The sequence below is a fragment of the Bradyrhizobium liaoningense genome, assembly GCF_018130785.1.
GTDB classification, from domain to species: Bacteria; Pseudomonadota; Alphaproteobacteria; order Rhizobiales; family Xanthobacteraceae; genus Bradyrhizobium; species Bradyrhizobium liaoningense_A.
This window is the reverse complement of record NZ_JAFCJT010000002.1, coordinates 408,612-429,601: the sequence shown is the minus strand read 5'-3', so window position 1 is coordinate 429,601 and position 20,990 is coordinate 408,612. Positions and strand designations below refer to the sequence as shown.

At 65.0% G+C, this 20,990-nt stretch carries 18 protein-coding genes and 1 pseudogene; 2 read left to right on the top strand and 17 right to left on the bottom strand.

Annotated features, from left to right (window positions below):
* Positions 1-57: 57 nt before the first annotated feature.
* From JQ627_RS07640 to JQ627_RS07625, 4 genes are all read right to left on the bottom strand, one after another.
* A complete protein-coding gene (locus JQ627_RS07640; protein WP_212484078.1) occupies positions 58-1,734 on the bottom strand; it encodes an arylsulfatase in 1,677 nt (558 codons plus the stop codon).
* Positions 1,735-1,854: 120 nt separating this feature from the next.
* A complete protein-coding gene (locus JQ627_RS07635; protein ID WP_212483591.1) occupies positions 1,855-2,850 on the bottom strand; it encodes a formylglycine-generating enzyme family protein in 996 nt (331 codons plus the stop codon).
* A gap of 400 nt (positions 2,851-3,250) precedes the next feature.
* On the bottom strand, positions 3,251-4,636 hold the full coding sequence (locus tag JQ627_RS07630) for a LysM peptidoglycan-binding domain-containing M23 family metallopeptidase (protein ID WP_212483589.1): 1,386 nt from the start codon (positions 4,634-4,636) through the stop codon (positions 3,251-3,253).
* Between the two features lie 109 nt (positions 4,637-4,745).
* Complete coding sequence (locus tag JQ627_RS07625) at positions 4,746-5,396, bottom strand: protein-L-isoaspartate(D-aspartate) O-methyltransferase (RefSeq protein WP_212483587.1); 651 nt, start codon at positions 5,394-5,396, stop codon at positions 4,746-4,748.
* Between the two features lie 238 nt (positions 5,397-5,634).
* Here JQ627_RS07625 and JQ627_RS07620 point away from each other — a divergent pair, with 238 nt between their 5' ends.
* On the top strand, positions 5,635-6,006 hold the full coding sequence (locus JQ627_RS07620; RefSeq protein WP_008547195.1) for a response regulator: 372 nt from the start codon (positions 5,635-5,637) through the stop codon (positions 6,004-6,006).
* A 20-nt stretch (positions 6,007-6,026) separates the two neighbouring features.
* On the opposite strand, the gene surE is transcribed toward JQ627_RS07620, so the two are convergent.
* The 12 genes and pseudogenes from surE to JQ627_RS07560 form a co-directional block, all read right to left on the bottom strand.
* The gene (gene surE, locus JQ627_RS07615; protein WP_212483585.1) at positions 6,027-6,794 is read right to left on the bottom strand and encodes a 5'/3'-nucleotidase SurE; all 768 of its coding nucleotides are present in this window, start codon (positions 6,792-6,794) and stop codon (positions 6,027-6,029) included.
* Between the two features lie 105 nt (positions 6,795-6,899).
* Positions 6,900-7,261: pseudogene (locus tag JQ627_RS07610) on the bottom strand (hypothetical protein).
* Between the two features lie 95 nt (positions 7,262-7,356).
* Positions 7,357-8,688 carry a serine--tRNA ligase gene (gene serS / locus JQ627_RS07605; protein ID WP_212483583.1) on the bottom strand — a complete coding sequence of 444 codons (1,332 nt, stop codon included), beginning with the start codon at positions 8,686-8,688 and terminating at the stop codon, positions 7,357-7,359.
* A gap of 211 nt (positions 8,689-8,899) precedes the next feature.
* Positions 8,900-9,712 (bottom strand): twin-arginine translocase subunit TatC, encoded by an 813-nt coding sequence (tatC, locus tag JQ627_RS07600; RefSeq protein ID WP_212483581.1) that lies wholly within the window; start codon positions 9,710-9,712, stop codon positions 8,900-8,902.
* Positions 9,709-10,248: a Sec-independent protein translocase protein TatB gene (tatB, locus tag JQ627_RS07595; RefSeq protein WP_212483579.1), complete on the bottom strand. Its 540-nt coding sequence runs from the start codon at positions 10,246-10,248 to the stop codon at positions 9,709-9,711. Before tatB ends, tatC begins: the two co-directional genes overlap by 4 nt.
* A gap of 86 nt (positions 10,249-10,334) precedes the next feature.
* Complete coding sequence (locus JQ627_RS07590; RefSeq protein ID WP_212483577.1) at positions 10,335-10,568, bottom strand: twin-arginine translocase TatA/TatE family subunit; 234 nt, start codon at positions 10,566-10,568, stop codon at positions 10,335-10,337.
* A 167-nt stretch (positions 10,569-10,735) separates the two neighbouring features.
* The gene (scpB, locus tag JQ627_RS07585; RefSeq protein WP_212483575.1) at positions 10,736-11,485 is read right to left on the bottom strand and encodes an SMC-Scp complex subunit ScpB; all 750 of its coding nucleotides are present in this window, start codon (positions 11,483-11,485) and stop codon (positions 10,736-10,738) included.
* A 21-nt stretch (positions 11,486-11,506) separates the two neighbouring features.
* Positions 11,507-12,346 (bottom strand): ScpA family protein, encoded by an 840-nt coding sequence (locus JQ627_RS07580; protein WP_212483574.1) that lies wholly within the window; start codon positions 12,344-12,346, stop codon positions 11,507-11,509.
* Positions 12,343-13,371 (bottom strand): beta-N-acetylhexosaminidase, encoded by a 1,029-nt coding sequence (gene nagZ / locus JQ627_RS07575; RefSeq protein WP_212483572.1) that lies wholly within the window; start codon positions 13,369-13,371, stop codon positions 12,343-12,345. The genes JQ627_RS07580 and nagZ overlap by 4 nt, the downstream gene beginning before the upstream one ends.
* Positions 13,372-13,417: 46 nt before the next feature.
* Positions 13,418-14,977, bottom strand: a complete 1,560-nt coding sequence (locus JQ627_RS07570; RefSeq protein ID WP_212483570.1) for an SPOR domain-containing protein — start codon at positions 14,975-14,977, stop codon at positions 13,418-13,420.
* Positions 14,978-15,117: 140 nt separating this feature from the next.
* Entirely contained in the window at positions 15,118-16,908 is a 1,791-nt protein-coding gene (gene argS, locus JQ627_RS07565) for an arginine--tRNA ligase (RefSeq protein WP_212483568.1), read from the bottom strand.
* Between the two features lie 9 nt (positions 16,909-16,917).
* A complete protein-coding gene (locus tag JQ627_RS07560) occupies positions 16,918-18,126 on the bottom strand; it encodes a deoxyguanosinetriphosphate triphosphohydrolase (RefSeq protein ID WP_212483566.1) in 1,209 nt (402 codons plus the stop codon).
* 125 nt (positions 18,127-18,251) lie between these two features.
* On the opposite strand from JQ627_RS07560, the gene erpA reads away from it, so the two are divergent.
* Positions 18,252-18,581, top strand: coding sequence for an iron-sulfur cluster insertion protein ErpA (gene erpA / locus JQ627_RS07555; protein ID WP_014495044.1), 330 nt, complete (start codon positions 18,252-18,254; stop codon positions 18,579-18,581).
* Positions 18,582-18,587: 6 nt separating this feature from the next.
* Here the strand turns inward: erpA and JQ627_RS07550 are convergent, their stop codons facing one another.
* Positions 18,588-20,918 carry an ATP-binding protein gene (locus JQ627_RS07550; RefSeq protein ID WP_212483564.1) on the bottom strand — a complete coding sequence of 777 codons (2,331 nt, stop codon included), beginning with the start codon at positions 20,916-20,918 and terminating at the stop codon, positions 18,588-18,590.
* Between the last annotated feature and the right edge of the window lie 72 nt (positions 20,919-20,990).

Below are 20,990 nucleotides of genomic sequence, written 5' to 3'. Positions count from 1 at the left end.
CGTTGGCGGGCGCCCCGTCGGGCGCCCGCTTCGTCGGATCACGCTCGTCGCACGCAGCTAATCGCTGCGACCGGCAGTCTTGGCCTGCTTGATCTGCTGAATCACCTGGTCGAGGTTGTAGCTCGCCGGGTCCTGCAGCGGCGGGTACGCAATATAGCTCTCGAGTTCCTTCAGCCAGAGCGCCTGGCCGATGGGCAGCATGTTCCAGTCATACACGTAGGCTGTAGAAGGAGAGCCAATTACGCCGCCCATGCCCATGAGTGTCTTGTATTGTGCTCCAATGGAGGTCTCGAACGGGTCTCGCTTGATATTGACGACCTGGGCCCAGTGATAGGGGAGCGCGCCGGCAATAAAGCCCTGCGGCGCGTCGGACACCATCGTGAAGTAGATCTTCCAGTTCTTGTAGCGGACCGCTGACGGGTCCTTGCCGGAATAATAGAAGAAGGTATCGCGCGCCGACGTTTCCGAACGCCCGGAAAGGTATTCGGACTGATCGACGCCATCGAGCGTCGTCTTCACGATACCGGGATATTGGCCTGCCTCGATACGCTTCTTCAGCGCGTCTCCCTTTGCGCCACCCGCGATGCTGACAAACGTCGGCAGCCAGTCGAGCGCCGCGAACATCTCGTTCTTGATGGTGCCGGGCTTGATGACCCCCGGCCAGCGAACGACCAACGGAGCACGCATGCCGCCTTCCCAGGTGCTCAGCTTGCCGCCCTTGAACGGCGTGGTGCCGCCGTCCGGAAAGGTGATGGTCTCGGCGCCGTTGTCGGTGGTGAACACGACGATCGTGTTGTCGAGCTGCCCCATGTCCTGAAGCTTTTTGAGCACATAGCCGATGTTGTCATCCATCTGCTTCATGCCGGCCTCGTTGAGGCCCCAGTCCTTGCCGCCGGGCTCGCCGACCATGGCCGCGTACTTGTCATTCAGCACGGTCGTGATGTGCATGCGCGCAGGGTTGTACCAGACGAAGAACGGCTTGCCCGTCGTCTTCGGATCGTTGCGATCGATGAAGTCGATGACCTTGGACGAGATTTCCTCGTCGACACCCTTCGATCGCTCGAGTGTCAGCGGGCCCTGGTCGATGCACTGCTGGGTCCTGGACGTACCATCGGACTTGCACGACAGGACGTTGCGCGGAGGCGTCAGGCAAACCGACGTTTTCGGATCGACCGCGCCCGGTACCTCCGGGATGCCGGGGATCGGCGTATTCTTGCATGGCGGGGCAACCGTCTGCTGGGTGGGGGACTTGTTGATGTCCGGGAAGCTCACGCCCTGCATCGCATCGAGGTGATACAGGTAGCCCCAGAATTCCTGGAAGCCATGCGCGGTCGGCAGCGCGTCGGTGTGATCCCCGAGATGGTTCTTGCCGAACTCGCCGGTGTTGTAACCGAGATCGAGCAGGAATTTGGCGAGCGCCGGAGTGCCGGGCCGCAGATAGGACGGACTGCCGGGCAGTTGTGGGGGAATCATGCCGGTGCGCAGTGGATGCATCCCGGTGAAGAAGGCATTGCGACCGGCCGTGCAGCTCTGCTCCGCATAGTAATGCGTGAATATCGCGCCTTCATTGCCGATGCGATCGATGTTGGGCGTCTCGCCGACCATCAGGCCGCGATGGTAGATGCTCGGCTGGTAGAGACCGATGTCATCGCCCATGATGAAGAGGATATTGGGTTTCTGTGCGGGCTGTGCGGTCGCCGGCGTGCTGGCTGCCCCGGACAGCGACACCAACATCGTTGCGCCAAGCAGCGAGGCGCAGGAGTTCTTGTGGCAACTGGACGTCTTGAACGGTGGAATTGCGGCAATCGGCGGCTTGTTATTGAATATGCAATTCAACATGGCCTCGCTCTCCCGTTATGATGCGTTAGAGACACCTCGCCTGATGCACCGAAATCCAAGGTGGCTCGTGGATGTGTCGACCGGCTCCGCATGCCGCGCAGCCGGCCGGTAGCGCCGGCAGTAATTCGGCGCGCACAAATGCGAGCCGCCTTTGATGACCTTGCGTGGAATCTTGACGTTGGTCGTTCTGGGGTCGTAGCTATCGGCCTCGCGGCCGCCGCGCGGGTTCTCTGGAATGCAGCAGGCTTTTGGTGCGTCGGCCTCATGCCGAGGCGAGTACCAGTCGGACGTCCATTCCCAGACGTTGCCGATCAGATCGTGCAGCCCGTAACCGTTCGGCGGGAATGCGGTAACCGGCGATGTCCGTTCGTACCCGTCGTCCCCGGTGTTCTGGCGAGGAAATTCGCCCTGCCAGGTGTTGGCCATGTGACGGCCCCCGGGCGCAAATTCATCTCCCCATGCGAATTCGGCGCCATCCAGTCCGCCGCGCGCCGCGAACTCCCATTCCGCTTCGGTTGGCAAATCCTTGCCGGCCCATTTTGCGTAGGCGAGCGCATCGCTGAAGGCCACATGCACGACGGGATGATCGTCCAGCCCACGGATGTCGCTGCCCGGCCCGTAGGGGTGCCGCCAGTCCGCGCCTTTGGCGAATGTCCACCACTGGCTGAAGTCCCGGAGACTGACCGGATACGCGGGCGGAGAGAACATCAGGGAGCCCGCATAGACCATGTGCGGGAGTATTCCGGGATAATCCTTTGGATCGGGCGGAATCTCGGCAACGGTGACGTGGCCGGTAGCCTTGGCGAACGCCTTGAATTGCCGGTTCGTCACCGGATGGCAATCCATCCAGAACGCATCCACGGTGACGCGGTGGACCGGCGCTTCCTCCGGATAGTGCCGATCCGACCCCATGCGAAACGTGCCGCCCGGCACGTATAGCATCCCCTCACCTGCTGGATGCTGGACCGATTGTCCGGAATCAGGCGCCGATTTCGCATCAGCCAGCTTCATGCCGATCTCCGGACCCGAGCGTCATTGGCCTGCGCCGCCACGGAAACGGAATGCCACTCTTCCAGGTTGATCTAGATCAAGGCTCCAGGTTGGGTCGTTCACAATGGCGCTGGATCGCCAGCAAGCCTTGCCATGTCCGCTGCGTCATCAAAACCGAAGCAGATTCAGAACAGTAGGACATCTCGCCGACAGCCATCGGCTACTGTGCATGGGGTTGTTTTTCGAAAATTGATTGTCCGGACGCAAAAGCCTCAGTACGCCACGGTTCGGGGCAGTTTCTCGGCTTGCCGCCCCCCGCCTCTGGAATGCTGGATCGCCCGCACCAGTGCGCAGTACGCACCAGGCGGGCGATGACAGCATACGCGTGGTGATTGCGTGCCCTGCTCTGTGGGCCCGCGCCTCACGCCCCGTTCAGGAATTGAAGCGGATCAACCGGGCTCGATCCCTTGCGGATCTCGAAGTGGAGCTGCGGCGACGCCACCTCACCGGATTGACCCGACTTGGCAATGACCTGACCGCGCTTGATGGTATCGCCGCGCTTCACCATCAGCTCACTCGCATGGGCATATGCGGTGACGTAGCCGTTGGAGTGCCGAACCAGGACCAGATTGCCGTAACCCTTCAGCTCGTTGCCGGAATAGGCGACGACGCCGTCTTCAGCTGCCTTGACCGGCGTCCCCTCGGGCACCGCGAGATTGATGCCGTCATTGGACTTGCCATTGGTCTTGGCGCCGTAGCTCGTGACCACCTTGCCGCGCACGGGCCAGCGGAAGGTCGGCAGCGCGCCGGTGGCCTCCGCAGCCTTCGCCGGCGTCTCGGCGGGCTTCTCTTCGACATTGGCCGTGGCCTGAGCCAGGCGCGCGCTCTGCACCGGCGCGGCGACAGCGGCCATCTTGGTGGCGGGCGCGGGAGCAGCCGCAACGGGCTGCAGCGTCCCCACGACAGGGGCGGCAGCGACCGGCGCCGCGACGGCGGCGGTCCTGGCACCGGGCACGGACAGTTTGGTGCCGAGCTTGAGCTTGGCCGACGGATTGAGGCCATTGGCGCGAGCGAGATCGGCGGCCGAGATATGGTTCTTGCGCGCGATGCTCGCGAGCGTGTCACCGCGGTTGACGAAGTGCATGCTCGGCGGCGCGGCGACGGCCGCAACCGGCTTCGCGGCAGGTGCCAGCGCGGGAGCCGCCGCGACGGGGGCCATCACCGGCGCGGGCGCAGCAGCGACGGCACCCGGATGCGGGATAATCAACTGCTGACCGGGCGAGAGCGAGCGCGGGCCCTTGTAGCCGTTGGCCGCGAGGATCGCCTGCGGCGTGACGTGATAGCGCTTGGCGAGCACGTCGAGCGTGTCGCTGGTGCCGACGATGATCTTGGTCCCGCCAGCCGGCTGGGCGGCCGCGACCGAGCGCGGCGGCACGGTGGCCGTGGTTTCAAGATGCGGCTGCGCCGGGGGCGCGTAGGAGCTGACGCCACGGCCGCCCCCGGACACGCCCCCACCCCCAGAAACGGGGTAGGATTGCGGCGCGGAGACCGCCGGCGGCGGCAACGGCTGCGACTGATAATAACCGGGCTGCGTCTGCGGCCGCGAATATTGCGGCAGCTCACGCTGCGGCGGCGGTGCCTGCTGCACCGAACCGGTCTGATCAGACGAGAAGGGATTGGAAAAGTTCGACTGGGACAGCCGCGACTGCATGTCGGCGCTGCACCCTGCAAAGCTGAACGAGATCAGCGCCAAGACCGCAACCTGCGGCACGCGGCGCGAGTAAAGCAACTCGGTGACAACAGACATGGTTACTCACTCGTACGCAACAGAACTGGTCTTTTAAGTAAACACGTCGCGAGTAAATAACGGCTTAACCCTCCCAATAAGATGTTGGCAGCACAGCCGATCCGGAAATCTACAGTTCCCGCGCCACCCCGGGCAGCGCCGGCACGAAGCGGACCTCGACCAGTTCCTTGCGCTCGATCCCGGCTTCGGTCCGGTTGAGACGGACCAGCGTCTGCACGCCCTGGTGCGGGCCGACGGGCGCGATCAGGATGCCGCCGACCTCCAGCCGCTCGACCAGGTTCTCCGGAATCTGCTCCATCGCGGCGGTCACGATGATGCGGTCGAACGGGCCGATATTGGCCGGCAGGTTGAGGCCGTCGCCGAGCATCACCTCGACATTGTGACAGTCGAGCTTTTCGAGCCGGGCCCGTGCCGCCTCCGCGAGCTTGCGGTAGCGCTCGACGGTCAGCACCTGGCCCGCGAGCCGCGACAGCACTGCGGCCTGATAGCCCGAGCCGGCGCCGATCTCGAGCACGCGGTGCTTCTTCTGGAGCTGGAGCTGCTCGGTCATGTAGGCGACGACGAAGGGCTGGCTGATGGTCTGCCCGCAGGCGATCGGCAGCGCGCTGTCACGATAGGCGCCGTCGCGATCGGCTTCGTCGACGAACTGCTCGCGCGGCACCTCCTCCATGGTCCGCAGCACCGCCTGATCGCTGATGCCCCGACGCCTCAGCGTGAGCTGAAACATCATCTTTTCCGGCGGGTGGTGATGGGAGGTCATTGCTGCTTGTACCGTCTCGTCAGGTCCGGATCGTCGCTCGTAGCGCCAAGGCCGAGGCAGGAGTCTTGTTCCTGCTCAGGAACCCATGATAGCCTCTGAATGCGGTATTTGACCATAAATTGGCTTGCAACGGGCTGACCGCCAAGGCCATTTTCAGGCTTCCGTTCGCCGAAACGCGCATTGCGTCGATTCGTGTTATCTGCGAACATTTTCCGGAATGGGCAAGGACTCAACGACAATGACCGCGACAGGGCTTTCGGGCCGCTCTGTATTCCTCGTCGAGGACGAGGTGATGATCAGAATGATGGTCGCGGATATGCTCGAAGAGCTCGGCTACAAGGTCGCAGCCGAAGCCGGCGACATCACCGAGGCAATGCGGCTCGCCCAGGCGACCGAGTTCGACATCGCCATCCTCGACGTCAACGTCAACGGCAAGGTCATCTCGCCGGTTGCCGACGTCATCAAGGCCAAGGGCTGCCCGTTCATCTTCGCCACCGGCTACGGCTCCTCCGGCCTGCCCGAGCAGTACCGCGACCGGCCGGCGCTCCAGAAGCCGTTCCAGCTCGACGCGCTCGGCAAGACCATCGAAGCCGCGCTTCGCGGCGGCTAGGTCCCAACTCCAGATGGCATTCACTTCAGCGTCGCACTCAACGCGTCGGAAAATGCCTCATTGGTGCGGTCGAGCCTGAGCGGCGTGACGGAGACGCAGCGCTCGCGCAGCGCCGCCAGATCGGTCCCCTCGGCGGGCGTATCCATCATCGCCGCGCGCTCGAAGCCGATCCAGAAATAGGGATTGTTGCGGCCGTCGCGGCGCTCGTCGATCCTGAGGAAGCCGAGATTGCGCTTGCCCTGCCGCGTCACGCGGATGCCGAGCACATCTTCTGGCGCGCAGGACGGGAAGTTGACGTTGATGACAGTGTCCTTCGGGATGCCGGCGGCGATCACCTTGCGCAGGATGTCGGGCCCGAATTTGCGCGCGGTGTCCCATGGCGGCCGCTCGCGGGTCTCGACGCTGAACTCCTGCGACAGCGCGAACGACGGCAGCCCCAAAATGGTGCCTTCCAGGGCGCCGGCGATGGTGCCGGAATAGACCACGTCCTCGGCGACGTTGCGGCCCTTGTTGACACCCGACAGCACGAGGTCGGGCGGCTTGGTGCCGAGGATATGCCGCGCGCCCATGATGACGCAGTCGGTCGGCGTGCCCCGCACGGCGAAGTGCCGCGGGCCGACCTCGCGCAAGCGCAACGGATCGTTCAGCGAGAGCGAATGCGACACGCCGGACTGGTCGAGTTCGGGCGCAACGACCCAGACGTCGTCGGACAATGCGCGTGCGATCTCCTCCACGACCTTGAGGCCGGGAGCGTGGATGCCGTCGTCATTGGTGCAGAGAATGCGCATGTTAGCGGTCGATTCCTGAAGCGGGTCTGAGCCGTCTTATCCGGCCGGGGCCGATCAGGCAAACCGGCCGATTGGGTCCGGCGGCAGGTTCCCGGCCTGGTCCTGCTACCGACGGATGCGCCACTGCGGCAGGAAGCGTGCGAGCCTGCCTTCCGCGCGCAGCTTCATCGCCGGCACCACCAGGCTCACGACCGGAGCCTCGATCACCCCGAACGCCTCCGATTGCGCAACGATCGGGTCCGGCACCGCCGTCTGCGGGAAGCGTTCGCGCGCCACGGTCAGCGCCTTGTCGAAATCCGCAGCATTCACGCCGGGCTTGGCCCGCCGGCTCGCACGAAATCGTCATCCCAGAGCCGCGCGATCGCGATGTCGAGCACACCACGCAGGCGCTGATCGACTGCCTGGATACCGGCACCTGTCACCGCCCATTGTCTGCCGACCCAGAAGATGTCGCGGTGCAAGGCCATGAACAGTGAGTTCGCGTTGTCGGGTGGCCGGCAGGATAACCAGCCGTTCGATCTTCACAACCAAACGTTTCTGTGTGACAGCGCGCGATCGCCTCCTACTCGCGCGCGACCACCTTCAGCCCACCCATATAGGGCTGGAGAACGCTGGGGACCGCGATCGAGCCGTCCTCCTGTTGATAAGTCTCCATCACGGCGATCAGCGCACGGCCAAGCGCAGTGCCGGAGCCGTTCAGCGTGTGCACGAAGCGTGGCTTGCCGTCGGGGCCGCGCGAGCGGGCATCCATGCGGCGGGCCTGGAAATCGCCGCAGACCGAGCAGCTCGAGATCTCGCGGAACGCGCCGCCCTCGCCCTGCCCTGGCATCCAGACCTCGATGTCATAGGTTTTTTGCGACGAAAAGCCCATGTCTCCGGTGCACAGCGTCATCACGCGGTAATGCAGATCGAGCCGGCGCAGCACTTCCTCGGCGCAGGCCAGCATCCGCTCGTGTTCGTCCTTGCTGGTCTCCGGCGTCGTGATCGACACCAGCTCGACCTTGGTGAACTGGTGCTGGCGGATCATGCCGCGGGTGTCACGCCCTGCGGCGCCCGCCTCCGCACGAAAACACGGCGTCAGCGCAGTCAGCCGCATCGGCAGCTGCTTCTCGTCAAGGATGGATTCTCGGACGAGGTTGGTGAGCGCCACCTCCGCGGTCGGAATGATGCCGAGACGCTCGGTCCGCAGCCGCTCATGGTCGGGTGCGGCGAGCAGTTCGCCCTTGATCGCCCAGAACTGGTCATCCTCGAATTTCGGCAATTGTCCTGTGCCGAACATGATCTCGTTGCGCACCAGCAGCGGCGGATTGATCTCGGTATAGCCGTGCTCGTCGATGTGCAGATTCAGCATGAACTGGCCGAGCGCGCGTTCGAGCCGCGCCAGTCCCTTTTTCAACACGACGAAGCGCGCGCCGGAGAGCTTCGCCGCCGTCTCGAAATCCATGTCGCCGAGCGCGCCGCCGATATCGTCATGGGGCTTTGGCGCAAAGGCGTAGTTGCGCCTGCTTCCGAAGACATGGCGTTGTACATTGCCGTGCTCGTCGACGCCGTCGGGCACTTCGCCGAGCGGCAGATTCGGAATCGCGGACAGCTCGTTCGTCAGCTCCTCGTCGGCGGCTTTCGCGGCCGCTTCGAGCTCCGGCATCGTGGTCTTGAGCTCGGCGACCTCGGCCATAAGCTTGGCCGCGCGTGCCTCGTCCTTCGCCTTCTTGGCGTCGCCGATCTCCTTGGAGGCGGCGTTGCGCCGCGCCTGCGCCTGCTCCGAGGCCAGGATCGCCGTCCGCCGCTTCTCATCGATCGCAAGCAGCGATGCCGACAACGGCTTCAGGCCCCGCCGGGCAAGGCCGGCGTCGAAGGCTTGCGGATTGTCGCGGATCGATTTGATGTCGTGCATGGCCGTGGTCCTGGATGAGCGCGTAAACCTACAACGGCGAACGTTGTACGTCAGCGCGTCTCCCCTAGCACTCTGTCATCGCCCGCGAAAGCGGGCGATCCAGTATTCCAGGGACGGCGGTGGTTCTCCGAGAGGGCGCGGCGTACTGGATTCCCCGCTCCAGTGCGCAATTGCGCACAGGGCGGGGAATGACACCGCTGGGCGTGGCGCCCTACTCGGCCGGATTCGCCGGCGTCGACACGTCGGTCCCGGTGGCGGCCTGCGACGCCGCCGCCTTCTTCTCCACCATCCCGACCGCGATGATCGAGCCCTCGTAGAGCGCCAGCAACGGGATCGCCAGCGAGCACTGGCTGAGCACGTCCGGCGGGGTCAGCACGGCTGCGATGACGAAGGCGATGACGATGAAATAGCGGCGCTTCTCGCGCAGCATTTTCGAGGTGACGATTCCAATGCGCCCGAGCAGCGTTAGGATTACCGGAAGCTGGAAGGCGATGCCGAAGGCGAAGATCAGCGACATCATCAGCGACAGATATTCGCCGACCTTGGGCAGCAGTTGGATCTGCGCGGTCTCGTCGCTGCCAGCCTGCTGCATGCCGAGCGAGAAGCGGACCAGCATCGGCAGCACCACGAAATAGACCAGCGCCGCGCCCAGCACGAAGAAGAACGGGGTCGCGACCAGATACGGCAGGAAGGCCTGCTTCTCGTGCTTGTAGAGCCCGGGCGCGACGAACTTGTAGATCTGCGTCGCGACGATCGGGAACGAGATGAAGCCGGCGCCGAACAACGCGAGCTTGAGCTGGGTAATGAAATATTCCAGCAGCGCCGTGTAGATGAACTTCGAGTTCTCCGGACCCGCGACCCACACGAACGGCCAGACCAGCACGTTGTAGATCTGCTTGGCGAAGAAGAAGCAGAAGATGAAGGCCACGCCGAAGCCGAGCAGGGCCTTGATCAGCCGCGACCGCAGCTCGATCAAATGGTCCATCAGAGGGGCTTTGCTGGCCTCGATATCGGCGTCGCTCATGACGCTTTGACGTCCTTGATCGCCTCGGATGGCGCCGTGTCTTGGGTAATATGGTCCTGCGCAGCCTGCGCCTGCTCGACCTCGCGGGTGATCGCGAGCGGCTCGTTCACGGCCGCATGCGCCTCGGCCTCCACGAATGTCTCGGGCGTCGGCGCTTCCGGCGTGGTGGGGGTTGCCGGCGCTTCGCTTGAAGTTGCCGGCGGCTCGACAGCCGCGGAGGTCGTCGTCTCTGCGGGCTTGTCCAGTGCATCGACGCGAAGCGCGTCACTGACGTCCTTCTGGAGCGAGGTCATCAGGTTGTTGCCGGCAAAGCCGGAAGCGGCTTCCTTGACCTCGTCGAAGCTCTTCTTGAGGTCGGCCATTTCGGCCTCGCGCATCGCTTCCTGGAACTGGCCCTGGAATTCGGCGGCCATCTTGCGGGCCTTGCCCATCCACTGCCCGACCATGCGCAGCACGCCCGGCAGCTCTTTCGGGCCGATGGCGACCAGGGCCACGACCCCGATCAGGACCAGTTCACTCCACCCGATGTCGAACATGAGGTCTTCCGTTCACGCCAGCCGCGACCGGCCCAATCCCTCGCGCACAGGATTGGCGCCGTCACCCGCGTCTCGCGTACGCTTACTCAGACGGCCTTGCTGCCGACGTCGGACCGAGCGGCGGTCGGCGGGGCGTTGTGCTCGATCGACTTGGCTGGCTCAGGCTTGTCGGCGACCTTGTCGTCGTCCTGCATGCCCTTCTTGAAGGCCTTGATGCCCTGCGCCACATCGCCCATCAGATCCGAAATCTTGCCGCGGCCGAACAGCAGCAGGACGACTGCGATCACCAGGATCCAGTGCCAAATGCTAAGCGAACCCATCCTGCAACCCTCCAAACACACTTGGCCGGGGACCCGGCCGATCTTCCCCGAAACCTAGGCGCGGCAGGCCTCAAAAACAAGGACCAAGGCAGCGCCAATTCGCTGTTGGCACTACGTAATCTTGCTAGTGTTAACTGGTCGCAGGGAGCCCGTAAGTGGCTGTGGCGTCAGTCTTCGCCGCCACCCTCGCCGCCCTCATTGCCGCCTTCCGGCGCCTCGGGCTCGACCGCAGGCGCCAGCGCCAGATCGAGGTCCTCGCCCGGTTCCAGCGGATCTTCGTCCTCGCGCAGCTGCGGGTCATCCGAAGGGGTCGGCACGCTGAATCCGGTCGGCAGGCGCGAATCCAGCAGGCCCGTGCCCTTCAGCTCTTCCAGGCCCGGCAGATCGCCAAGCTGTTCCAGGGTGAACTGCGACAGGAAGTCCTCGGTGGTTCCGAAGGTCAAGGGGCGGCCGGGCGTCTTGCGACGACCGCGCGGCTTGATCCAGCCGGTCTCCAGCAGCACGTCGAGCGTGCCCTTCGAGGTGACGACGCCGCGGATCTCTTCGATCTCGGCGCGCGTCACCGGCTGGTGATAGGCGATGATCGCCAGCACCTCGATCGCGGCGCGCGACAGGCGGCGGGTCTCGGTGCTCTCCCGCGTCATCAGCCAGGCCAGATCACCGGCAGTACGGAAGGTCCATTTGTTGGCGACGCGCACCAGATTCACGCCACGATGGGCATAGTCGGCCTGGAGCTGTTCGAGCGCAGCCTTGACGTCGACGCCCTCGGGCATGCGCTTTGCCAGCGTCGCGGTGTCCAGCGGTTCATTCGAAGCAAACAGCAGCGCTTCCAGCAGCCGCAGCTCTTCGGGACGCGCCTGGGACTCGTTCTCCATCGGCTCGGCCTCTTCTACCCGCACTTCAGCCAGGCTTGCCATGGCAGATTCTCCTTCTTGCACTTAACCGACCGGCGCATCAGGCGCAGGAGCTGCGTCCACGACCGGTTTTGGGCGCCCCTTCCGGAAATAGATGGGCGCGAACGCCTCTTTCTGGTTCAGCTCGAGCTGACCTTCACGCACCAATTCGAGCGCGGCGGCAAAGCTCGAAGCGAACACCGTCGCGCGCTGCGTCGGATCGGCGACGTGTCGGACGAGGAAGTCGTCGAGGACCCCCCAGTCGTCCTGCTCGGTGATGCTGCCGACCAGCCGCTCCAGCGTGGCGCGCGCCTCGGCGAGCGACCACACCGTGCGCTTGGCCAGATGCACGCTCGCCAGCACACGCGACTGGCGCTGCGCGGCATAGGCGGTGAGCAGGTCGTACAGCGTCGCGGTGTATTTCGGATGCTTGATCTCGGCGATCTGCTCGGGCTCGCCGCGCGGGAAGATGTCGCGCAGCAATTGCTGCCTGTTCATCAGCCGGTTGGCGGCTTCGCGAATGGCTTCCAGCCGGCGCAGACGGTTGGCGAGCGCGGTCGCCATCTCTTCCGCGCTCGGACCTTCCGCGCTCGGCGGCTCCGGCAGCAGCAGGCGCGACTTCAGGAAGGCGAGCCAGGCCGCCATCACGAGATAGTCGGCGGCAAGCTCGAGCCGGATCTTTCGTGCGGCTTCGATGAAGTGGAGGTACTGGTCGGCCAGCGCCAGGATCGAGATCTTGGCGAGATCGACCTTCTGCTGCCGCGCCAGCGCGAGCAGCAGGTCGAGCGGGCCCTCATAGCCCTCGACGTCCACCACCAACGCCGGCTCACCCTCGGCGAGCTCTGCAGGCCGCCCGGTTTCAAACGATAGAATTTCTGCGGTCATGCGGATGCCGTGTTTGCCCGTGCGATCAATGCGTCCAGTTCGGCGCGTGCGGCCGCCCGGTCGAACGGCTGCGGTGCCTTGCGCGACGCGAGTGCGGCTTTCGCCCGCTCCAGCGCCGTGCCCGACAGCTCAGGTGTCTGGCCGGCGACCTCGCGCATCTCCTCGATGTTGCCGTTGCAGTGCAGGGCCATGTCGCAGCCGGCCGCGAAGATGGCGCGGGTCCGTTCGGCGATATTCCCCGACAGCGCGTTCATCGACACGTCATCACTCATTAACAAACCCTGGAACCCGATCACGCCGCGAATCACCTGAGTGATCATTGTCGCAGAAGTCGTCGCCGGATGGGCGGGGTCGACCGCGCTAAACACAACATGTGCAGTCATGGCCATCGGCAGGTCAGCCAGCGGCTTGAATGCCGCAAAGTCGGTCCGGTCGAGCTCGTCCCTCAGGGTATCAACCGTCGGCAGCTTGAAATGGGTGTCGGCGGTGGCGCGTCCATGACCGGGAATGTGCTTCAGAACCGGCAGCACGCCGCCCTGCTCCAGGCCCTCGGTGACGGCGCGCGCGATCGCGGCGACCTTACCCGGCTCAGTGCCGTAAGCCCTGTTCCCAATAACGGCGTCGGCGCCGGACACCGGCACGTCAGCGAGCGGCAGGCAATCCACGGTAATGCCGAGATCGGCGAGATCAGATGCAATCAGCCGGGCGCTTAAGCGCGCAGCCGTCAGTCCGAGCCCCGAATCAGTGTCGTACAGGGTCGCGAAAATGGCGCCCGGCGGATAGACCGGCCAGTGTGGCGGCCCCAGCCGCTGCACCCGGCCGCCCTCCTGGTCGATCAGGACAGGGGCGTCGGCCGCGCCCGCAACCGCGCGCAATTCCGCAACCAGCGCAGCAACTTGAGCCGGCGTATCGACATTGCGCTTGAAGAGGATGAAGCCCCATGGGCGCTCGGCACGGATAAACTCCCGCTCAGCGGCGGTTAGTTCTGTTCCGGATACACCGGTAATGAAGGCCCGCGTGCTCATAACGGCCGATTAACCCTGCCCCGCGAGGGGGTCAAGGAAACGGCCGTTAATTCCTCTGGACGAAGCAGTCAGACAAGCCTGCGGATTTCAAATTGTTGCAAGCCTGCGTAGCTTCCTGGACGGAACCGTAGGGGCCAGCGAAGGCGCGGTAGACGATCCCCTTGCCCTTCTCGGTCAGATCGACCCGCTTGATCACCGGCGAGCGCGATCCGAGCACACTGCCATATTTGCCCTGAAGCACCCGGTAGGACGCGGCGGCGCTGTCCTCGCTCTGCTGCGAGGAGACCTGCACGATGTAGCCGCCACCGCTACTCGCGGGCGCCGGTTGCGTCGGGTTGGTCGCAGCCATCCGCTGCGGCGGCTCCGATTGCGGCGCGAGCGAGAGCGGCTGGTTGGCACTGGCATTGGCCGAAGTCGGCGGATTGTGCGGCGCGGCTGGTGCGGCAACGGGCTTCGGCGCGGCGGCCGTCGGCTTGGCGGCTGCGGATTGCGGCGTGGTGCTATCGGTCTGATCGCCCCTCACAGCCACAGTCCTGATCGAGCGCGGCGTGTTGGCCGGCAGTGTGCCGTTGCTCGGGATTGGGCCCGCGCTTGGCGGCGGTATCGTTGACGGCGAGACGCTCGCCACCGGCGGCGGGTTTGCGTTCTGGTTCAGCGGCGGGAACACCACGCGGGGACCGCCGGCCTTGGCGGCGACGTCGACGGGTGCTTCTTCGCGCGGCACGATCTTCTCGGAGCCATCGCCGCTCGCCATGCGATCCGGCACCTTGGCCGAGGAGTCGGTCGGCGCCGGCACGATCTTGGTCGGCGTGTTGTCGGCCTTGATGATCGGCGGCTCGCCGGTGCGGGGCGAACCGACATAGGTCTTGTAGGCGAAGGCCGCGCCAGTGCCGACCACGGCAAGCGCGAGGATCGCCGCGACCGTCATCATGCCGCCGCGCGGCTTCTTCGGCTCGTCGAGATCGGCCTCGGGGTAGTCGCTCTGGAACGCGTAAGGATCTTCCGGATAGGCGGGATCGCGCTGATAATCCTGCTCGCCCGCCTCCAGTCGTCCATAGAGCGCGTCGTCGTAGCGCGCAGGATCGGGCGGCTGATGCGGCTCCTGATAGGCTTGCTCCTGATAAGCCTGAGCGTGCTGCTGGTGAGCATGGCCCTGATAGGCCTGATCCTGATAGGCCTGATCCTGGTCAGCGTGGTCCTGATAGGCCTGCGGCTGATGAAAATCAGGCTCGGGCGCGGTCGGCTTGGCTGAATAGCGGTGCAATGGATGAACCGGGTTCACAGAAACGGGATAGTCAGGCTCGGGCGCCGGCTGTGGCTGCACGTTGGCGCGCCGCATCCATGAGGGCGGCCCGGGCGGAGGCGGCGGGGCCTGCTCGGCATAGTCCTGCCGATGATCATCCTGCGGATAGTCGTGGTCCTGATAGCTCTGAGCCGGAGGTGCCGGCGGCGGTGCGCTCGGTCGCGCCTGCGCTGCGAATGGATCGGTCTGTCCGATCAGGCGGGCGAGCTCGGCCAAGGGATCGTTTTCCGCCTTCCCATGCTGATCGCTACCGCGACCATAGTCATCGGAAGGAAACGCTCTGTTCTGATATCGTTCGGCCATCGTGATGATGCGTCCCTTCGGGAAAGCCGCGCGCCCCTCGACCAAGGCGCAGCTTTCGACCCACAAGGCTTTCAACCAAGTCTAAGCGATCCGGCTTCTGCCGGTTACCCCCGAGATTCCCTTAAGTAGTTCGCCCCAAACTACCGCATCTCGTCCGGAGCATGGACGCCGAGGATGGCGAGGCCCGATGCCAGGACGGAGACGACGCCCTGGACCATTGCCAGCCGCGCCTTCGTTAGCTCTGCATCATTATTGATAATGAAGCGTAAATAGGGCAAATCGCGCCCCTTCGTCCAAAGTGCATGAAATTCGCTGGCTAAATCATAGAGATAGAAGGCAATTCGGTGCGGCTCGTGGGCCGCGGCGGCGGCCTCCAGCATGCGCGGAAAAATTGCGAGGCGCTTGAGCAACTCAAGCTCAACCGGGTCCGACAGGCGTTCCACCGCCGACTCACCCAGCCAGGCGATACGCTTGCTTGTATCCTCAGGCAATTCCGGGAACACCTCGGCCCGGGCGTTGCGGAAGATCGAGTGACCGCGGGCGTGGCCGTACTGGACGTAGAACACCGGATTGTCGCGCGACTGCTCGATGACCTTGGCGAGGTCGAAATCGAGCACGGCGTCGTTCTTGCGATAGAGCATCATGAAGCGGACGGCGTCCTGGCCGACCTCATCCACCACATCACGAAGCGTGACGAAGTTGCCGGCTCGCTTGCCCATTTTCACCGGTTCGCCGTTGCGCAGCAGCTTCACGAGCTGGACGATCTTGACGTCGAGCGCGCCCTTGCCCGACGTCGTCGCCTTGACCGCCGCCTGCATGCGCTTGATGTAGCCACCGTGATCGGCGCCCCAGACGTCGATCATCTCCGCAAAACCACGGTCGAACTTGTTCTTGTGGTAGGCGATGTCGGAAGCGAAGTAGGTGTAGGATCCATCCGACTTGATCAGCGGACGATCGACGTCGTCGCCGTAGGCGGTCGCCTTGAACAGCAGTTGCTCGCGGTCTTCCCAGTCCTCGACCGGCGCGCCCTTCGGCGGCGGCAGGCGCCCCTCGTAGATGTCGCCCTTGGCCTTGAGGAAATCGATGGTTTCGGCGACCTTGTTGTTGCCGGCCTCGATCAGCGAGCGCTCCGAAAAGAACACGTCGTGGCGGATGTTGAGGGCGGCGAGATCATCCCTGATCTCGTCCATCATCATCGCGATCGCCTTGGCGCGCACTGTCGGCAGCCATTGCGTCTCGCTCATCGCGAGGAGCTTGTCGCCATGCTCCTTCGCAAGCGCCTGCCCGACCGGCTTCAGATAGTCGCCGGGATAAAGCCCTTCCGGAATGGCGCCGATGTCCTGTCCCAGCGCTTCGCGATATCTCAGGAAGGCAGAGCGGGCGAGCACGTCGACCTGGGCGCCGGCATCGTTGATGTAATATTCGCGGGTGACGTCATGGCCGCCGAACTGGAGCAGGCTTGCCAGCGCATCGCCGAACACGGCGCCGCGGCAATGGCCGACATGCATCGGCCCGGTCGGGTTGGCCGAGACGTATTCGACGTTGACCTTGGAGCCGCCGCGGACGCGGCCGTAATCGGCGCCCTCGCGCAGCACGGTGCGCAGCGCCTCCGCCCAGGCTGCCGGCTTCAGCGTCAAATTGATGAAGCCGGGACCGGCGACATCGACCTTGGCGATCAGCGCATCGGCACGCAGCCGCTCGGCGATCTGCTCGGCGAGGTCGCGCGGCTTTGCCTTTGCCTCTTTGGCAAGCACCATGGCGGCGTTGGTCGCCATGTCGCCATGGGAGGCGTCGCGCGGCGGCTCGACCACCACGCGCGAGAAATCGATACCCTCGGGCCAGTTGGCGTCCGCCGCAAGCGTGCGGCAGGCGGCGTGCACGCGTGCGAGCACGTCGGCGAACAGGTGCAGTGCTGAGGATGTGTCGGGCATGGCCGCCGCCTAACGCAAATCCGGGGTCGAGTCAAAGAGCCGCTGGTGCTCGGTCAGGGCGAAACGGTCGGTCATTCCGGCAATGAAATTGCCGATCCGGCGGGCCCGGTCGCCCTCATCGTCCGCCTCCGCCCCCAGCAGCCATTCCGGCGGCAGCTCATCGGGCGACGTCAGGTATTTTGCGAACAGGTCGAACAGGATCTGCTCGGCCTCCCCCATCACCCGCATCACCCGCTTGTGACGGTACATATGCTGGTACAGGAAGCGCTTGATCGCGGCCTCCTCCTCGGCGACCTCGGCGGGGAACGCGACCAGCGCCCGGCTCTGCTGGCGCACGTCCTGGGCCGATTGCGGTTTCACCGCGGCGAGGTTTTTCTGGGCCTCCGCGAACACCGCACCGATCAGGTGCGAGATCAGCTCGCGTACCAGCTCGGCGCCGCGCCTGACGTCGTCGAGATCGGGGTAATGCGTCGAGGTCTCGGCGATGATCTCGGCGGTCAGCGGCATCACCTTGAGATCATCGAGATGGAACAGGCCGGCGCGCAGACCGTCATCGATGTCGTGAGCGTCGTAGGCGATGTCGTCGGCGATCGCAGCGACTTGTGCTTCGAGCGAGGCGAAGCTCCACAATTCGAGATCGTAGGTCTTGATGTAGTCGGCGATGCCGACGGGAATGCCATGCTCGCGATAGCGCCCGACCGGCCCGCCGCTGCGATCCGTCAGCGGGCCATTGTGCTTGACGATGCCCTCCAGCGATTCCCAGGTCAGGTTGAGCCCGTCGAATTCGGGATAGCGGTGCTCGAGCGCCGCGACGACGCGCAAGGTCTGGGCGTTGTGGTCGAAGCCGCCAAAATCCTTCAGGCAGGAATCCAGCGCCCGCTCGCCGGCGTGCCCGAACGGCGGATGGCCGAGATCATGGGCAAGCGCCAGCGTCTCCGTGAGGTCCTCGTCCAGCCCGAGCTGGCGAGCCAGCGCGCGGGCGATCTGCGCCACCTCCAGCGAATGGGTCAGCCGGGTGCGGTAGTGGTCGCCCTCGTGGAACACGAAGACCTGGGTCTTGTACTTCAGGCGGCGGAACGCGGTGGAGTGGATCACCCGGTCGCAATCCCGCCGGAACGGGCTGCGGGTCCGGCTCGGCGGCTCCGCGACCAGCCGGCCGCGGCTGCGGTCGGGGTCGCAGGCATAGGGCGCGCGGGGAGCTGCCATTCCGACGGACACGACGAATTTAGTCCCTATCCATTTGATTCTGCGTATCCTTGCACTTAACTATGCCGGACGCGGGATACCAAATGAATTGGGCAAGTGAATCTGGTATGACCGCGGACGACGACCGGAGACGAGCTATGACGACTGACGTGACCATCAGTGACCGCGCCGCACGCCGCATTGGGGAGATCCTCAAGGGCGAAGGTTCTGGCGCGATGCTGCGCATCTCCGTCGAGGGCGGCGGCTGCTCGGGCTTCCAGTACAAGTTCGACATCGACCGCGACCGCACCGACGACGATCTCGTGATCGAGCAGGAGAATGCGGTTGTGCTGGTCGATTCCGCCTCCCAGCCATTCCTGGCGGGCTCGCAGGTCGATTTCGTCGACGATCTGATCGGCGCCTCGTTCCGCGTCAACAATCCCAATGCGACGGCGTCCTGCGGCTGCGGGACCAGCTTCTCGATCTGAAGCGCTTCAAGTGCCCGTGATCTGCCGCTCCTCGTCGGTCCATTCGACGTCATCAGGCATCAGCTCCGGCTGAAGCGGCGCGTCCTCCGACATCATGTGGCCGTCCAGCGCGCGCAGCAAGGCCGCGGCCAGCGCGGGCTTGCGCAGCGGCTTGGCCAGGAAGTCCGACATGCCCGCCTCACGGCAGATCTTGACGTCCTCGGGGAAGGCGTTGGCGGTCAGCGCGATGATCGGCAGGGCCTCGAAACGTCCGCCTTGCGCGCGGATCGCACGGGTCGCGGCAAGGCCGTCCATGTCGGGCATGCGCACGTCCATCAGCACGATGTCGTAATCGCCCTCGGAGGCCGCCGCGACGGCCTGGACGCCATCGGTCACGACACGCAGCTCGACGTCGAAGGCTCCTAGCATCTTGCTCACGACCATGCGGTTGACGGCATCGTCCTCGGCGACGAGCACTTTCAGTGACCGGTCCAACCCGGCGATCCGCGCCTTGAGCTCGTCGGCTTCATCGCTGCCCGCCGCCTGGTCGGATGCCTGCGCCTGGCTCCAGGGCAGCACCAGCGTGAAGCGGAAGGTCGATCCCTCGCCCGGCGTGGAGGTGACGCCGATGGTGCCGCCCATCTGCTCGATGATGCGCCGCGAGATCGCGAGCCCAAGCCCGGTGCCGCCGAAGCGGCGGCTGATCGAGGCGTCGGCCTGCGCGAAGTCGCTGAAGAGTTGCCCGACCATTTCGGGCGCAATCCCGATGCCGCTATCGGTCACCGTCCACTCGACGGTCGCAAGCAGATCGCGGCGCGCCTGGCAGACGGCCGAGATCGTCACTTCGCCTTCGTCGGTAAACTTCACCGCGTTGGAGGCAAGGTTGAGCAGCACCTGCCGGATGCGCGCGACGTCGCCGCGCAGCGTCGGCGGCAACGCCGGATCGACCTCGACCTTGACCGCCAGCCCCTTGCTCTTGGCACTCGCGCGCGCGACGGTCGCGACCGCCTCGACCAGCGCCTGCGGGGCGAAGTCGATCGCCTCGAACGCAAAGCGTCCGGCCTCGAGCTTGGACAGATCGAGGATATCGTTGAGGATGCGCTGGAGATTGTCGCCGGACTCGCGGATCGTGGTGACAGCCTCATGCTGCTCGGGATCGAGCCTGGTTTCCAGCAGCATGCTGGCAAGTCCGAGCACGCCGTTCATGGGCGTGCGGATCTCGTGGCTCATCACCGCCAGGAAGTTGGATTTGGCGCGGCTCTCGGCCTCCGCCTTTTCCGCGCGCCAGCGCTCGGTGACGTCGCGGCCGAAGCCGCGATAGCCGAGGAACTGGCCATCGCGGTCGTAGGCCGGCTTCGCCGTGAGCGACCACAGCCGCGCCTCGCCGCCGGCGACGACCCTGAGATTCATCTCGTGCAGCGGCTCGCTCTGCTCCATCAGGCCGACGACGTTGTAGGCCGCGCTCTTGTCCTCGGGACAGAGCATGTCGAGCACGTCGACGAAGTGCGAGCCCTTCAGCAGCGGAAGCGGCAATTGCGCGACGTCGGCGAAGCGTTGTGGCACGTCGATCAGATGCCCTTCGGCGTCGGTCTGCCACAACCAGTCGCTGGCGTTCTCCTGAAAGTCCTTCAGCAGCAGCGAGATGATCTCGGTCTGCCGTTCGAGCTCGAGCCGGGCCTTGAGATTGCCGAGGAACAGATTGCCCTGCGAGACGATGTTGCGCGCCATGAAGAACGCGAACAGCAGCAGGAACACCGCGGTCAGCAGATGCGGCCCGGTGCCGCACAGGAGCAGCGCGCCGGTGCAGGCGACGGTCACGGTGGCGAGGTAGACGAGGCCGGCGCGCGGGAAGGTCGACAGCGTGAAGGCGCCGCCGGACATCATCCCGACCATCAGGCAGGCCAGGATGAGCTGGCTGGTCGGCTCGACGCGGCTGAACAATGCGAGCGGCAGCGCGCCCCAGATCGCGGCGAGGAAGAATGCCTGTCGCAGCATCTGCCGCGCGGCGCGCGGCGACGCTTCCTGGGGTGGGCTCTGATGCGACCGCCGCCACGCACGAACCGCGAGTGATGCGGTGGTGGCGAGGGTCAGGCCCCAGATCGCGAGGAAATCGTTCCAGCCCCTGCCCCAGAACAGGATCAGCACGATGGCGACGTTGAGCATGGTGACGGCCATCGTCACCGGAATCAGCTGCGTCACCGCGTCGATCTGCTTGGCACGGATGCGGCGCAGCTCGCGCTCGCTGAGATCGGCGGTCAGGCCGTCCTCGATCTCGAAGCCGCCGAGCCAGTACAGGAACGCGCCGATCAGGCCGTCGCGCGGCTCAGCTCGCTTCATGGATTTGTCCGGCCATCCCATTCGAAAAACCTTTTCGGCATCAATGGCGCAGGCGCAGCTTAAGCCGGGTTAATTTTGTGGGAGATTTTGCGG

Coding starts and splice junctions, on each gene's coding strand:
- JQ627_RS07640 (WP_212484078.1), bottom strand. CDS start 1,734: ATGTTGGTGTCGCTGTCCGGGGCAGCCAGCACGCCGGCGACCGCACAG.
- JQ627_RS07635 (WP_212483591.1), bottom strand. CDS start 2,850: ATGAAGCTGGCTGATGCGAAATCGGCGCCTGATTCCGGACAATCGGTC.
- JQ627_RS07630 (WP_212483589.1), bottom strand. CDS start 4,636: ATGTCTGTTGTCACCGAGTTGCTTTACTCGCGCCGCGTGCCGCAGGTT.
- JQ627_RS07625 (WP_212483587.1), bottom strand. CDS start 5,396: ATGACCTCCCATCACCACCCGCCGGAAAAGATGATGTTTCAGCTCACG.
- JQ627_RS07620 (WP_008547195.1), top strand. CDS start 5,635: ATGACCGCGACAGGGCTTTCGGGCCGCTCTGTATTCCTCGTCGAGGAC.
- surE (WP_212483585.1), bottom strand. CDS start 6,794: ATGCGCATTCTCTGCACCAATGACGACGGCATCCACGCTCCCGGCCTC.
- serS (WP_212483583.1), bottom strand. CDS start 8,688: ATGCACGACATCAAATCGATCCGCGACAATCCGCAAGCCTTCGACGCC.
- tatC (WP_212483581.1), bottom strand. CDS start 9,712: ATGAGCGACGCCGATATCGAGGCCAGCAAAGCCCCTCTGATGGACCAT.
- tatB (WP_212483579.1), bottom strand. CDS start 10,248: ATGTTCGACATCGGGTGGAGTGAACTGGTCCTGATCGGGGTCGTGGCC.
- JQ627_RS07590 (WP_212483577.1), bottom strand. CDS start 10,568: ATGGGTTCGCTTAGCATTTGGCACTGGATCCTGGTGATCGCAGTCGTC.
- scpB (WP_212483575.1), bottom strand. CDS start 11,485: ATGGCAAGCCTGGCTGAAGTGCGGGTAGAAGAGGCCGAGCCGATGGAG.
- JQ627_RS07580 (WP_212483574.1), bottom strand. CDS start 12,346: ATGACCGCAGAAATTCTATCGTTTGAAACCGGGCGGCCTGCAGAGCTC.
- nagZ (WP_212483572.1), bottom strand. CDS start 13,371: ATGAGCACGCGGGCCTTCATTACCGGTGTATCCGGAACAGAACTAACC.
- JQ627_RS07570 (WP_212483570.1), bottom strand. CDS start 14,977: ATGGCCGAACGATATCAGAACAGAGCGTTTCCTTCCGATGACTATGGT.
- argS (WP_212483568.1), bottom strand. CDS start 16,908: ATGCCCGACACATCCTCAGCACTGCACCTGTTCGCCGACGTGCTCGCA.
- erpA (WP_014495044.1), top strand. CDS start 18,252: ATGACGACTGACGTGACCATCAGTGACCGCGCCGCACGCCGCATTGGG.
- JQ627_RS07550 (WP_212483564.1), bottom strand. CDS start 20,918: ATGGGATGGCCGGACAAATCCATGAAGCGAGCTGAGCCGCGCGACGGC.